This is a genomic window from Methylomicrobium lacus LW14, assembly GCF_000527095.1.
Taxonomy (GTDB): domain Bacteria; phylum Pseudomonadota; class Gammaproteobacteria; order Methylococcales; family Methylomonadaceae; genus Methylomicrobium; species Methylomicrobium lacus.
Genome location: NZ_AZUN01000001.1, coordinates 1,226,775 through 1,240,657, shown reverse-complemented (window position 1 = coordinate 1,240,657; position 13,883 = coordinate 1,226,775). Strand labels below are relative to the sequence as shown.

The window sequence follows — 13,883 nt, the reverse complement described above, 5'->3', positions numbered from 1 at the left end:
AAGGCTTGGAGCCATAAAAAACCAAGCTATCGCTAAATAGGTCGTTTTTCGTTGGAGAACTTAAAATGTCTACAAAAGTTAAAGCGGCCTTGAAATCGCCGATATACACCTGCCCGATGCATCCGGAAATCCGTCAGTTGCAGCCTGGCAGTTGCCCCAAATGCGGAATGTCCTTGGAACAAATGGTCGAGCCGATCGCTGTATCTCGAACCCAATACGTCTGCCCCATGCACCCTGAGGTTGTGCGCGATGAACCGGGGAACTGCCCGGTTTGTGGTATGGCCCTGGAACCGCGAACAGCCGAAGTTGAAACCGAAGACCGCGAGCTAAAGGCCATGTCGCTGCGTTTTTGGGTTAGCGCTGCATTATCTTTGCCATTGTTCATTCTGGCCATGGGCCATGATCTTTATCCGGCCGCCATGCCCGGTTTTCTGGATGCACGAAGGCTGCAATGGCTTCAATTAGCGCTTGCCACGCCCGTGGTGCTCTGGGGAGGCTGGCCGTTCTTTGTGCGTGGATGGGCTTCCTTAATTCATCGCAGCCTCAACATGTTTACGCTGATTGCCTTGGGGATCGGCGTTGCCTGGCTCTATAGTCTGGCGGCTACCGTCTGGCCCGGTCTATTTCCAGACAGCTTGCGTAGCATGGCAGGCATGGTGCCGGTTTATTTCGAGGCGGCTGCCGTCATCACGACCTTGGTGCTGTTAGGGCAGGTTTTGGAGCTGCGGGCGCGTAGCCGCACGGGTGCCGCGATCAAAATGCTGCTGGGACTCGCGCCGAAGACTGCGCGCCGTGTGCTGGAAGACGGTAGTGAACGCGATGTGCCTTTGGAGCAGGTACTACCAGGCCAAGTGCTACGGGTGCGTCCCGGCGAGAAAGTTCCGGTGGACGGCACTGTTCTTGAAGGCGTCAGCGCCGTCGATGAGTCCATGGTGACGGGTGAGTCGATTCCCGTAGAAAAAAGAGCTGGCGATCAGTTGATTGGTGCCACGGTGAACGGCACCGGCAGCCTGTTGTTGCGCGCCGAAAAGGTGGGGTCCGATACCCTGTTGGCGCAAATCATCCATAGGGTCGGCGAGGCGCAACGCAGCCGCGCGCCTATTCAGAAACTGGCCGACACCGTCTCGGGCTATTTCGTGCCAGCGGTGGTGGCTATCGCCATCCTCACGTTGATTGTCTGGTCCCTCTGGGGGCCGGAGCCGCGCCTGTCCCACGGCATTGTCAACGCCGTGGCCGTGCTCATTATCGCCTGTCCCTGTGCATTGGGTCTCGCGACGCCCATGTCCATCATGGTGGGCACCGGACAAGGCGCTCTGGCGGGCGTCCTGATCAAGAATGCCGAGGCACTGGAAGTCCTGGAAAAAATCGATACGCTGGTGGTGGACAAAACGGGCACCCTGACCGAAGGCAAGCCACAGCTGGTCTCCGTGGTTGCCGCGAAAGACGTGGATGAACAGGAGTTATTGCGCCTCGTCTCAAGCCTGGAACGGGGCAGCGAGCATCCCCTGGCATCGGCTATCGTCAAAGGAGCGGAACAGCGTGGCATTCGGACCGTATCCGTGGAAGAATTCCAATCCCTGACTGGACGGGGAGTGACAGGTAAAGTCGATGGCCATTCGGTCGCGCTGGGCACGGCGTTGCTGATGGACGATTTGGGTATTCAATTTGGCAGCTTGGCCGAAACAGCGGAAGCTCTACGCCAGGAAGGTCAGACCGTGATGTTGGTGGACATAGAGGGTCGGGAAGCGGGCTTACTCGGCGTGACCGATCCGATCAAGGCTTCTACCCCGGAAGCCATTGCTGATTTGCACCGGGAAGGCGTGGACATCGTCATGCTGACCGGAGATAACCGGCTCACGGCGGAAGCGGTAGCGCGCCGTCTGGGTATCGATCGGATCGAGGCGGAAGTGTTGCCCGACCAGAAAGCGGCGACGATTAAGCGGTTGCAGAATGAAGGCCGTAAAGTCGCCATGGCGGGCGACGGTATCAACGATGCGCCGGCTCTGGCCCAGGCGCAAGTGGGTATTGCGATGGGCACGGGCACCGATGTGGCCATGGAAAGCGCAGGAGTAACGCTGGTGAAGGGCGATCTGCGCGGTATTGTGCGGGCGATACGGCTAAGCCGGGCAACCATGCGCAACATTCGCCAGAATCTCTTCTTTGCCTTCATATACAATACCTTGGGGGTGCCCATCGCCGCCGGAGCGCTCTATCCACTATGGGGCCTGCTGTTGTCGCCCATCATTGCCGCGACGGCAATGAGCCTCAGCTCGGTATCGGTGATTGCCAACGCCCTGCGCCTCAAACGCGCACATTTATAAGCGCAATTTAGCTAGCTGTTAAAACGAATGAAAAAAGCAATTCGAAGCTTATCCAACAATTCAGTCGGTAAAGATTATGTCGTTGGGGATCTGCATGGTTGCTTTGCTTTATTACAGCGTGTTCTGAGCGAGGTTAATTTTAATAAGGTCCATGACCGGCTGTTTTCTGTCGGTGATTTGATTGATCGGGGACCTGACTCCTTACCATGTTTGGAGTTGTTGGCTGAGCCATGGTTTTATGCAGTCCAGGGTAATCATGAAATTATGATGCTGGATTTTTTCCAGTCCTATCGACGTCAGGGTCATCTTGAGCATTTGAAAGATAGTAATCACACTGGATTTTTGCTGTATGGGGGGGAGTGGGTTGAATACTATTTTCAGCCCGAAAAACACCGGATGTCCTCAGAGTTCGATCGATGCCTCTCATTGACAGAGAATTTGCCTTTAATCTGGGTGGTGGGTGAAGGAGAAAATCGCTTTCATGTGATCCATGCCGACTTAATCAAACCCGGTTACCGGGCAGCGGAGTCTCCCGTTTGGCTCAATAGTGACATCGATCGTTGGTTAGGCGAAGACGCCATTCCATCAGCCGTTGCAGAACGTTTACTGTGGAGCCGAACGCTCATGTCGAGTCAGTTAGTGAGGCAAAGTCATGCCAGGTTTCAGCATGATCTATCGCCCACGTTTTGCGGCCATACTTATACAGCGAGGCCTCGGCAAGCGTTATCTCATATTTGTTTGGATACCGGCGCCTTTGTATCGACAGGACTCTTTGATGATGATACCGATGCCGATTTTGGGCTGACTTTGATGGATGTTCAGGCATCTTCCTGGATTTCAGCTTCTTATAGAAGAGATCATCTTGTTCGGGGTGAGTTGAGCCTATTCAACATGCCGAAAAGATGTTGATGCAGATTGTGTGCGTCACAGGGTAATCACAGCCCTTTCAGGTGAGGCGGTGGATTATTCACCGGCTTTGGTGAGAATGGAACTCTAGCAGAAGCGGGGACGCCCCCGGGATCGATTATTGGGCATCATCCGCCGCAGTATCGCAGGGTCTTGTATTCGATCGGAGATAGCTCACTATGCTCCCGGCCGTCAGCTTGAAGGCGGGGGCGATGTCGAAGCCTGCGCTCCTCAGCGCTTTAGCGGTCCATTTATTGCTGGTGTTCAGCAGGTAGTACCGGCCCTCGCCGGCATAGAACTGGCTGTCGCTGTAGATGCCTTTTGATAGTGCGATAACCTGGCCGGCAGCGTCCCGCGCAAAGCTGTTGGCCAGGAATGCCTTAAGGGATCTGAGCCCCGTTTCCGAGATGCAAGTCTCCACCACCTCACTGCCGGAAAAGTATGCGCGCGGTTGGCTCGGTAGGGCAGCGACATGCAGGACGGCGCCCTCCGACCAGAATATGGCCTGCAAAGTCAGACGCGTGGTGACTTCGCGGGCCTGATAGAAATTTTTGTCTCCCCAGCCCACTTCATAATAAGGCGCAGACCCGAAGCGTCGCTTGAGTTCCGGAACGGCGTCATCCAGATGGCGGGCGGGAATGATGAGCCCGGTGTGCCAGCCGTGACTGGCTACAAACACCCGGTTTAAGCGCGCATCGTTTCCATTCTGTTCCGGGTTAACGACATAAGGCTTGCCCGAGCACGCGGTCAGCACCAGCAGCAATAGAACGATGCGCCCGTGGGTCATGTGCCTCGCCGCTGCGCACAACGCTCCCCGTCACTTGGAAGCGGAAGCCGTAACCGCCTTATAGGCAATCCAGGGCAGGGCATCGACAGAGAAGTCAGGTCTATTCATGATACGAGCCCGCAAGATCCATACGATTTGCACGACGATAGCGGTTCAGGTTCTCCATGGGTGGGAAGGCAAATCGGCAAGACCGATTACATCGACTCCGGCCTTTGCCACCTGATGATCGTTTTCCACCGAACTGCCGCTGACGCCGATGGCACCGATCAACACACCGTCCTGATCGACAATCGGCACGCCGCCGGGAAAAGTAATCAGTCCCTGGTTTGAATGTTCGATGCCATACAGCGGGCCGCCCGGCTGCGATAATTGGCCGATTTGCCCGGTATTCATGCCAAAGTAACAGGCGGTCTTGGCTTTTTTGATGGCAATATCGATGCTGCCGACCCAGGCGCCATTCATTCGGGTAAACGCTTTCAAATCGGCGCCGGAATCAACCACGGCGATGCACATTTGTGTACCTAATTTCTTCGCTTCTGCAATCGCTGCGGCGATCGCCTGTTCCGCTTGTTCGTAACTAACATGCATGGCCTTTCTCCAAATTTCCGCTGTAATGTAAGAAATAATGTCTCATTCTGGCTGGGTCTTTATACGGTTTGAATGATGGCTCCGAGCGCATCAGTGCCGATCAATTCATTGGGCAGAAGCTCTTCAAGCCGACCTATCGACTGCAACACACCCACTACAATGACCGACCTGAATGAATTGAGTTCCTGATAATCTCGTGCGCTGGCAAAGGTCACAGTGGCATGTTAATTGAATTTTGTTGAAATATTCCAAGTCAAAAACTGGAGTGATAGACAAACAGAATCATCGATTCATTAATAAAATTACGCAACCGATGATAGGTTTCAAATCCTTCCCTTCAGAAAAGGCCACCGTAGATGGGAGCGAAATGGTGCGTATGATTCGAAAGGCTCATCTTCTTGTTAAGAAAGTCGGCTTATCAGCAGTTTATGGCTTTAGCCGGATAAATTTGTCTGCAAATAGGCGAGGATTAAGTAAGTCCTTTGAATTTTTAAGACAGAACCGCATCAATTTTACTGAAAAAATGGGGGAATTATGAAGTCTTCTAAGCCATTTTTACCAGGTAAAGCCTTGGCGCTTGACCGACGTACATTTCTGAAACGTGCTGCGGCGGCATTTACCGCGCTGGGAGGTTATTTGCTGGGTCCTCGTTTCAGTCTTGCAAAAGCCTTGGTGATAACCCCCGAAACGCTTCCGGAAAGCGCCGCGCAGTCTGCCGTCCAAACCACAGAGGTTCTCCGCTATCACACTGTGATAGTGGACGAAAACAATAAAATCCTTCCATGGTATACGCCCATCGAGAACGCCTATGATAATTACCTCGATCAACTCTGGACATGGCTGCCTACCGTTCCAAACGGCCCCTCGTCTTCGCTGCCGATGTATTATCTTTACTGTGGATTCCAGCCTGGCAATCCCATAACACCTAACAGCTACGAGAACGATTGGGGCGAACGGATCCCGAACTTCGTCGAGTTCGCTCGATTGTATTATGCCTACACGGGCAACATGGTCCCGCTGGACATTGCCAAGAATCTTGCAGACTATGCTCTCGCCCACGGAATGACCCCGTCGAATTATGCTTGGCCGAATTTTCCTTACGGTGCCGCCAGCGGCGGCGCCACGGAAATCAACGGAGACAACGTGGCGTGGAGCCAGAATGACATTCTGATCGATCTCGGAAGCGATATCGGAATGAGCTTCTACAAGCTTTATCTCTTCTATGGCACTCCCGCCTACCGGACTGCCGCCATCAACGTTGCCGACACCTTGGCAATCAATATCCAACCGGGGAGCGCGACTAATTCGCCGTGGCCCTACGTGGTCAATGCGAGTACGGGAGAGTCCAGATCGCGATACACCTCACACTTCGCCGGAGCGCTCACTCTTTTCGATCTTCTTATCGAGCATGGAGAGCCCAATGCGGCGGCATACACAATAGCCCGACAAACGCTGAAGGACTGGATCCTGCAGTATCCTATGCAGAACGGCAATTGGGTCTGCGGGCACAGCGACGTCCACATTGATGGAAACACTAATTGGAGTAATACCACTAAGAGCAACATGAACCTGTACCTATTGGATAATCCTGACTTCGATCCGAATTTTCAGGCAGACGTGCTGAGACTCTTGCAGTGGACCGAAGATAACTTTGTGAATGTCAATACTAACGATGGACTGTCTGGGCAGTATTTCGGAGCTTCCGTGGTGGCCGAACAATTCGCCTACATGATGCGGATGGGCTATCAGACCTCCCGGCAGGCGGCCGAGTATGCTGGATACTATGCGTTGAGCGGCGATCAGACGTACAAGGACAAAGCTTATCGCGGATTCAACTATTCGATGTATATGATGAAGCCGAGCGGAGAATCATCGGATGGTCCGACCGACAATGTCGGATACTGGTGGGGGGATTGCTATGGGGAAGGCCCCCGCATGTTCTTCTACGGATTCAAGGCGGTTCCAGAATGGGCGCCACCCCGGGAGAATCATATTCTCTATTCGAAGACGGTGCTCAAGAATGTCATCTACACATCAACCAGCGTACAGTACACGGCCACGGATGAGGAGGGAATAGAATATCTACGCCTGGCATTCTTGCCAGCCGCAGTGACAGTGAATGGTGAAACGCTCTCGCTGCGCTCTGACCTGGACGCCGAAGGTTACACGGTAAGGGAGTTGGGAAATGGCGACTATGCGGTAGTTCTTAAAAGGGCGAGGATTGGCGATGTGGTGATTTCCTCAGGCGGCCTGCCCATAACATTTACGATTGCAGCAACAGCAAGCACAGGTGGAACCATAACTCCCTCGGGAAACATAGTAGTCAATGAGCAGGCAAATCTAAGCTTCTCCATTGCAGCGAACAGTGGATATGCAATTGCAGATGTCAAGGTCGATGAAGTTTCGGTGGGAGCAGTGACCCGCTATACATTCACCAGTGTAACTGCAAACCATACGATAGCAGCCTCATTCAGTGTCATCAACGTGGGCGGTATGATCGGGTATGACGGTCCTGGAACCACAACCGACAATATCAGCGATGCGAAGGGCTGTTACATTAACGCTACACGTTTTCTGGCAACCGCCAATCTCAACGTTACAACCATGAAGGCCAAGGTGCTCGGTATTACCGGCGGATACAAATGTGCCATTTATAGCGACAGTAATGGACGTCCGTGGAATCTACTTAAGGAAAGCACGGAAGTTATTAACCCGACAACTGGATGGCAGACCTTTAATCTACCCTCTGTGCAAAGCATCCAAAATGGTGCTTATTACTGGCTTGCGATTTGGTCGAATGTGAGGAGTAACAACGCAGGGATATATTGTGATAGATCAGGAGCCATAATCCGGTGGACCAACGCGCTAACCTACGGTACTTGGCCAAATCCTATTACAACTGTAAGAGGCAATGCGTATCGGTATTGCATTTATGCAGAAGATGTAGGTTCGGGCTCCAATCCTCCACCCACTCTAGTAACCCCGGCTTCTGCCAGCCCCAATCTGGTAACAGGAACAGCGACCAGTTTAAGCGTACTTGGAGCGGATGATGGTGGCGAAGCGAACCTGAGCTACACGTGGGCAACCACAGGGGCGCCTCCTGCGCCGGTGACCTTCAGTTTCAACGGAACGAATTCAGCGAAAAACACGATTGCAACCTTTACGAAGGCCGGCAGTTACAGCTTCCAGGTCACCATAAAAGATCAGGGGGGCATGGCAGTAACCAACAATGTCGCCGTAATGGTCAACCAGACGTTAACGGCTATTTCTGTTTCTCCGGCAAGTGTAAGCGTGGTAACCGGTGCAACTCAGCAGTTCTCAGCAACGGCCATGGACCAGTTTGCTGCCGCCCTGATAGTGCAGCCGACATTCACCTGGAGCGTAAACGGTGGTGGCACGATCAATAATAACGGTTTATTTTCTGCGGGGAACACAATAGGCGGTCCGTTCACGGTGACAGCAACTAGTAGCGACATCAGCGGGATAGCTAATATCAGAGTGACGGCAGGAATCAGCATTTTGGGAAATAATCTTGTCGGATCCTCTAATGATGTCAGCGGAAGGAATGATCTTAACTGCTGGAGGTTTCAAGCGTCTTCGAGCTTTACTGCCAATACTATGAGAATCAATTTGGCATCTGCAATTACCGGAAGAATGAAATTGGCAATTTATGCTGACAATAATGGCAGTCCTGGCGCCTTATTGATAACGACTAATGAAGTTACCAACCCCGCGTCCGGCTGGGTAGCGTTTACGCTCGCAAGCGGTTATGTCATAACGTCGGGAAGTTACTATTGGTTAGCTGCTTGGGCCAATGTAAATTATACGCCCAAGTGTCAGACGACTGGAGGGAATGCCAGGTACATTACTAGAACTTATGGCTCCTGGCCTGATCCATTGACTGGAACTCTTGGGCCGTATTCGAATTACGAGAGCATTTATGCCTCTAATGGGTAATGAATTTAACCGCTTTTTTGAGGTTTATTGGGTGTGTTTTGGCATCAGTGCCATGGGGCAAGAGCCACGGCCCTACGGCCGATAAATTGTAGGGTCATCCGCGCAAAAAAACCGCCATCAACGTAAAAGGATTTCTTCGGTGAACGGGTGTAAGAGGCGGTTCTGGTTCCAGCCTCAGGTCTTACAGGATGCTCATGGCGCGTTAAAAATATTGCATAATGGACCGTTTTTGATATGTTTTTTTTCGGGCAGTGATTAGGAGATCAACAATGAGAATAACATATGCAGGAAACCCAACTACGGCAGGTTACGTTTTTGCAAACTTACTGATCCAGTGTCTACTTTTGTAATGGAGATTGTCCATGTCTGATCTGAAAACTTATGCGGTATGGGATGCAGGTACCCGTTGGTGCCATTGGGTCAATGTGCTTTGCGTGATTGGCCTCGCGGCTATTGGTTTGGTAATTCTCAATGACGGCACGCTCGGAGTGACCAATCCCGGCAAAGTGATCCTCAAAACAGTTCACGTATGGATCGGATATGTTTTTGCCTTGAACCTGCTTTGGCGTATGGTGTGGGGTTTTCTGGGTAACCGCTACGCCAGATGGGGCAGGGTACTGCCTGGGGGAAAAGGATACGTTCGGGCTTTGCGTAGCTATGTCGCCTCTCTCCGCGCGGGACGCCCGCAACAGTATCTTGGACACAACCCGATGGGGCGTCTGAGCGTGGCCGTGTTGTTTCTCCTTATTTTCAGTCAGGCGATCACCGGCCTAGCCCTGGCTGGTACCGACCTTTTTTACCCGCCTATCGGGCAGTGGATCGCGCAATGGGTGGCTGCGCCTGATGTTGCTCCGGGTTCGTTGCAGCCCTATGCGCCCGAAATGTATGACCCGGCAGCCTATGAGAGCATGCGTAGTTTCCGCAAGCCGATTGTTTCAGTCCATCTATACAGTTTTTACGCACTGATTGTTATGGTGGTCGTGCATGTGACAGCAGTCATCGTCACCGAGCTACGAGAAGAGGGGAATATCATTTCTGCGATGTTCACCGGCCGAAAGAGTATGAAGGGACTGCCCGTAGATGCAGAACGCAGCGGCCATGACTGACGTGTAGTTGTTCAAACCTAATCTGACCGTTACTGATTTTTTAGAAGCATCTGTCAAATTAGGGTTAAAGCTTGCCAGGTGATCAAAATTTTAAAGCCTACTGGCCTGCCGCTTTGCTGCTAGCTTCCATATAGGCAATAAGGGCTTCCACATCGGCATCGCTGAGCCTTAGGTTAGGCATCAATATTTTTTTGTAGCGATTGTAGAGCTCAAGTGCAATAGGATCTTGCTCGGCGAGTAATTTATCCGGTGCCTTCAGCCAGCGGGTAAGCCATGCCCTATCGCGCTGTTTCGTTACATTCAACAGGCCGGGTCCCAAGCCCTCCTGATCATCAAGGCTATGGCAAGCGTCACAACGGGAGCGAAAGAGGTCTTCGCCCTTGCTGATCCTGGGAATTTGCTGTGCCTTTGCATAGCTGGCGAGTTCTGTTTTCCGGTCCGTCTTGGCATGGCTCAAGGAGCGGCCCAGAAGCCATGCCAGGACCTTCGGTTCGTCGAAAGGGGAGCGCTTTATCCATTGCCCCGTGCTCTCGTTGCCGACGAGAAAACTGGTGTTATGTTCGCCGAGCTTTCCGGCTTCGACGCCATCCCTGAACAATCCCAATTTTTTGCGCAGCAGCGTGGTATCGGCTTTGCTTCCCGTCAGAAAGCTCCAGCCGGAATCGGAACCGATCCTGAATCTTTCTGCATACGTTTTGAGCACTTTGGGAGTATCGTGCTCCGGATCAATGCTGATCGAGTAAAAGAATATATCCTTCCCCATGCGATCCGCCAGCAACTTGTATACCTGGCGCAAACTCGCTGTTTCCAGCGGGCAAGTATCGCCGCACTGGGTATAGATGAAATTGATCGCGACCACCTTGCCTTTGATCAGGTCATCATAAAAGCGAACGGTTTTGCCATCCTGATTGACCAATTCAATATTAGGGAAATAGGCTTCTCCCCAGGGCGAGCTCTGGGAGGCAGCCCAGGCCGGGCTGCCTCCCAGAGTCAACACAACACCCATGAATACAGTGCAGAAGAACAACTTTGTCAAATTGCCATCGGTGCAATGCGTTTTCATCATTGTTCTCCTGTGTCCTGGCTATTTAGGTAAAACAAACGATTTCTTTGCCGCCAAATCGCCTGTCTTGGCGGTTGGCAAATAAACGCTAGGATCGTATTTTACGCCATCCCAGTCCGGCATGGGGGTAGGGATGGCTACCGTTTGATTGGGATGTTCAGCATCCCAGCGGAGCAACATCGCCTTATCTTCATGCTGGGTATTGTGACAATGTTCGACATAAGTGCCGGCAAACTCCCTGAAACGAATAGCCATATCGACACTCTCCGTACTGTCCGGCAGCGATCCTACCCGATAAACGTCCTTGCGGGCATATTTTTCCCAGGGTGGTGGGGTTTTTCCGCCACGGTAAAGAATTTGCCCTTCTTCAAAGTGCACATGTACCGGATGACTCCAGCCTTTGCCCCCGAGCTTGATATGCCATATCTCCGTTTTTCCAATGGTTGGAGCCGCCGAAACCCGATGGGTATCCGCAGCCAGGCCGCTGCCGCCATCGGTTTTAATCGTCCATGGCACTAAATCGGTGCCGTTGGATTTGCCAAAGTCGAAAGTTCTTTGCACGGCATTTTGTAATTCCGCTGTCGAAGGTTTGTTCAATGGAATCATCTGTTTCTTGCCTTCCACATAATCGGCAGGGTTCATGCTCAAATCCGCACCGTTGTAGGCCTGCACACGAAACTCGAGGAACTTGCCCACGCCAGGATCACCGTTCCCTTTATCCACCAGCGCCTGATATTTTGCTGGATCCAGCGCATCGGACAAGGCGATGACTTTATTAGGGCCTAAACCGTCTTTATGTTCGAGCAAATTCACCAGATACACACTTTTGCCTTCCATGCCCTTAAAATCGACAATCATATCGTAGCGTTCGGCTATGCCTTGCTCGGGCCAGGCGCCCTGGGCAGAAGCTGAATTGGGAAACGGTACGGCATGTTGCATGATATTGCCGTCGTTGGCGATCATCCAGGACGGGACGATCTTGCCGGTTTGGTCCACGATGGCTATTTTGTAATAACGCGAAACGCTGCCGTTCAGAATGCGGAAACGGTAACGGCGGGCGCGGACGTCAACATAAGGCTTGTAAATCCAGTTGACGGTAATGCGGTCACCCAGGTAACCGTCGGTATTAAAGATATTGAATTTAAGCTGACCGTTTTGATCCCACGCCTTGTCGGCAACGACGAGGTTCATGTCATAATCGCGGTTGCCCCAATCGAGTCCTGAGCCGCTAGGGAAACACAGATTCGCATTATCGGGGTTGGCGTAATGGCAGGCCCAGCCGGGTTTATCATCTACGCCATTGGTTGCTTCCTCCATGTTGGCGGGTTCTCTGCCGCGATCGATTGCGCTGTAGTAATTCATCATCGCCGCATTGCCCTTGTAGACATTCTGCGCCGTGTAATCCAGCATGTGGTCATGAAACCAATGGGTGCTCATGGTTTCATGCCAATCGCCACGAACTGGCGTGATCCCCCCCTGACCATCGGGCGCGCCTGTTCTGGCATCCGTCGCTCCGATATTGATGCTGTCGTAGCCGGCCAGCGCCATCGGCCAATGGTAATCATAGAACTGGCCCGGGTAAAAGTAGGCGTGCATGAAGCCGTCGCTTTCGGCCGGATTATGGCCGTTATGCTCGTGGGTGCTGATCGTGTTCTTGCCAAAGCCGTTGTTGGCCGCAATATCGATGGGCAGGGCGTTGTAATGGCGGAACAAAATGGATTCCCCATAGCACGCCATCAGCAGTTTGGGCGGCAGGGTGCCGTCAAATGTCCATACTGAATTGGTACTTTGTGTGGGCAGATTAGGGTGTATCTTTATTTCTAGGCCTTTGCTACCCGGCTCACCATCACCATCTGCATCCAGATAGTAAAGGCCGCCCGGAGCAAATTCCCCCACCTGATAGTTGTGCAACTGCATGTTGTCACGAAGACCGCCATTGACACGCGCACCGGTCATCGCGCTTTGGAACCACGCCAGGTTATTGTCTTTTTTGGAGTCGGTGAAAAACTCGCCCCACCGTTGATGGGCAAAATCTTCACCGCCCGGGCGCCCATCGGCGTATGTTGGAAGACCAGCCAGCCAATCGACACACGTCCTTACTTGAGCCTCCCATGGATTAGGCGTCGAAATATCGACTCCCGCATCGGTCTTATCCGATCTTCGTGTGGGAACCGAATTGAGGCCTGCCTTAAGAAAGCTGTCCAGGGCCTGACCGGCCGGCGTATCCTGGCAGCCCGTGGGAGATGGCAAAGACGACGCTGAAGGTGCGGAGTCAGACATCTTATTAAGCCCGAATTCCTCAAACAGTACCAACTTGGCGGTAAATGGCGTCGCACACGAACCATTAATGCACAGCGGACTGGGCACGGGCACGGGTTCGAGGGCGGGAGGAATGATGTTTTCGGTCGGGATGTTGAATACCGCGTGGGCCAAGTTCGTCCCGCCGACATAGCACGATATAACTGCGGTTACGAAAAGCAGAGGGTCGAGTAAAAAGTTACGCCGATCGGTGTCGGCGGCCAGGCGGGTTTCGAATAAACCGCGCTGCCTTTGGCTGACATTATCCTGCCCCTTACAGCGGGCTACCGCCATGCTGGAGGCCGGTTTGTCGGCCGTCATCGCGGGCGCGCTTCGATTAATTGAATCAGGTGGATTGAGTCCGGGATTCTGAGGTTTTCCGGTCATATTCCTATCTTGTTTTTTAGCGTTGTCCCAATGGCTCAAGTAAGTCGTCCAGTTCATGATTTTTTCTCCTCTTCAGTTTTCCAATATCTGCACAAGCTATTGAGCGTGCAAAATTCTTTATTCGTTTGTTGTCACCAGTACTGTGGTATTTAACAGGGGAAAGCATTCATCATTTATATTGATGAAATTGGCTTTGTTGTTAGCAGAGCATCGGACTTGAACTTATGGGGTGTTCTAGGAAAATTAACCCAATAATGCCCACGACTTCTCCTGCATAAAAACTATCGCAATAGTTGTGCCATTTTTTTAAGTTAATGATTTGTAATAAATAATATTTGTTATTCGGGTTGGCAATGGTTTTCGGGAAAGGCATCTGTAAGGATTGGTATACAGCGAATGACAAAGAAGGCGGTGGCACGCCTTGTGGAAAGGGATTGCATCTGGGCGCAGGCGCCCTTCAAGCGTGAGAT

General features: G+C 52.3%; 9 protein-coding genes. 5 read left to right on the top strand and 4 right to left on the bottom strand.

Translation table 11 applies throughout. The annotated features are described in order from the left end of the window. The first annotated feature begins 65 nt into the window (after window positions 1-65). Window positions 66-2,321, top strand: coding sequence for a copper-transporting P-type ATPase (locus tag METLA_RS0105545; protein WP_024297609.1), 2,256 nt, complete (start codon window positions 66-68; stop codon window positions 2,319-2,321). 27 nt (window positions 2,322-2,348) lie between these two features. Then, complete coding sequence (locus METLA_RS0105540; protein WP_024297608.1) at window positions 2,349-3,230, top strand: metallophosphoesterase; 882 nt, start codon at window positions 2,349-2,351, stop codon at window positions 3,228-3,230. Window positions 3,231-3,345: 115 nt separating this feature from the next. Here the strand turns inward: METLA_RS0105540 and METLA_RS0105535 are convergent, their stop codons facing one another. Next, window positions 3,346-4,014: a TIGR02117 family protein gene (locus METLA_RS0105535; protein ID WP_024297607.1), complete on the bottom strand. Its 669-nt coding sequence runs from the start codon at window positions 4,012-4,014 to the stop codon at window positions 3,346-3,348. Window positions 4,015-4,167: 153 nt separating this feature from the next. Then, window positions 4,168-4,602, bottom strand: coding sequence for a GlcG/HbpS family heme-binding protein (locus tag METLA_RS0105530; RefSeq protein ID WP_024297606.1), 435 nt, complete (start codon window positions 4,600-4,602; stop codon window positions 4,168-4,170). A gap of 238 nt (window positions 4,603-4,840) precedes the next feature. Between METLA_RS0105530 and METLA_RS0105525 the strand changes: the two genes are divergently transcribed. From METLA_RS0105525 to METLA_RS0105515, 3 genes are all read left to right on the top strand, one after another. Beyond that, complete coding sequence (locus tag METLA_RS0105525) at window positions 4,841-5,140, top strand: hypothetical protein (protein ID WP_152539389.1); 300 nt, start codon at window positions 4,841-4,843, stop codon at window positions 5,138-5,140. Beyond that, a complete protein-coding gene (locus METLA_RS0105520) occupies window positions 5,137-8,559 on the top strand; it encodes a PKD domain-containing protein (protein ID WP_024297604.1) in 3,423 nt (1,140 codons plus the stop codon). The genes METLA_RS0105525 and METLA_RS0105520 overlap by 4 nt, the downstream gene beginning before the upstream one ends. A gap of 362 nt (window positions 8,560-8,921) precedes the next feature. Next, the gene (locus METLA_RS0105515) at window positions 8,922-9,665 is read left to right on the top strand and encodes a cytochrome b/b6 domain-containing protein (protein WP_029646445.1); all 744 of its coding nucleotides are present in this window, start codon (window positions 8,922-8,924) and stop codon (window positions 9,663-9,665) included. A 97-nt stretch (window positions 9,666-9,762) separates the two neighbouring features. On the opposite strand, the gene METLA_RS0105510 is transcribed toward METLA_RS0105515, so the two are convergent. Continuing rightward, entirely contained in the window at window positions 9,763-10,728 is a 966-nt protein-coding gene (locus METLA_RS0105510) for an SCO family protein (RefSeq protein ID WP_024297602.1), read from the bottom strand. 21 nt (window positions 10,729-10,749) lie between these two features. Next, window positions 10,750-13,470, bottom strand: coding sequence for a multicopper oxidase domain-containing protein (locus METLA_RS0105505; protein ID WP_198408451.1), 2,721 nt, complete (start codon window positions 13,468-13,470; stop codon window positions 10,750-10,752). Window positions 13,471-13,883 lie beyond the last annotated feature (413 nt).

What these genes read in the sequence shown, in the direction of transcription:
- METLA_RS0105545 (WP_024297609.1), top strand. Translation starts at nt 66, where the DNA reads ATGTCTACAAAAGTTAAAGCGGCCTTGAAATCGCCGATATACACCTGC.
- METLA_RS0105540 (WP_024297608.1), top strand. Translation starts at nt 2,349, where the DNA reads ATGAAAAAAGCAATTCGAAGCTTATCCAACAATTCAGTCGGTAAAGAT.
- METLA_RS0105535 (WP_024297607.1), bottom strand. Translation starts at nt 4,014, where the DNA reads ATGACCCACGGGCGCATCGTTCTATTGCTGCTGGTGCTGACCGCGTGC.
- METLA_RS0105530 (WP_024297606.1), bottom strand. Translation starts at nt 4,602, where the DNA reads ATGCATGTTAGTTACGAACAAGCGGAACAGGCGATCGCCGCAGCGATT.
- METLA_RS0105520 (WP_024297604.1), top strand. Translation starts at nt 5,137, where the DNA reads ATGAAGTCTTCTAAGCCATTTTTACCAGGTAAAGCCTTGGCGCTTGAC.
- METLA_RS0105515 (WP_029646445.1), top strand. Translation starts at nt 8,922, where the DNA reads ATGTCTGATCTGAAAACTTATGCGGTATGGGATGCAGGTACCCGTTGG.
- METLA_RS0105510 (WP_024297602.1), bottom strand. Translation starts at nt 10,728, where the DNA reads ATGAAAACGCATTGCACCGATGGCAATTTGACAAAGTTGTTCTTCTGC.
- METLA_RS0105505 (WP_198408451.1), bottom strand. Translation starts at nt 13,470, where the DNA reads ATGAACTGGACGACTTACTTGAGCCATTGGGACAACGCTAAAAAACAA.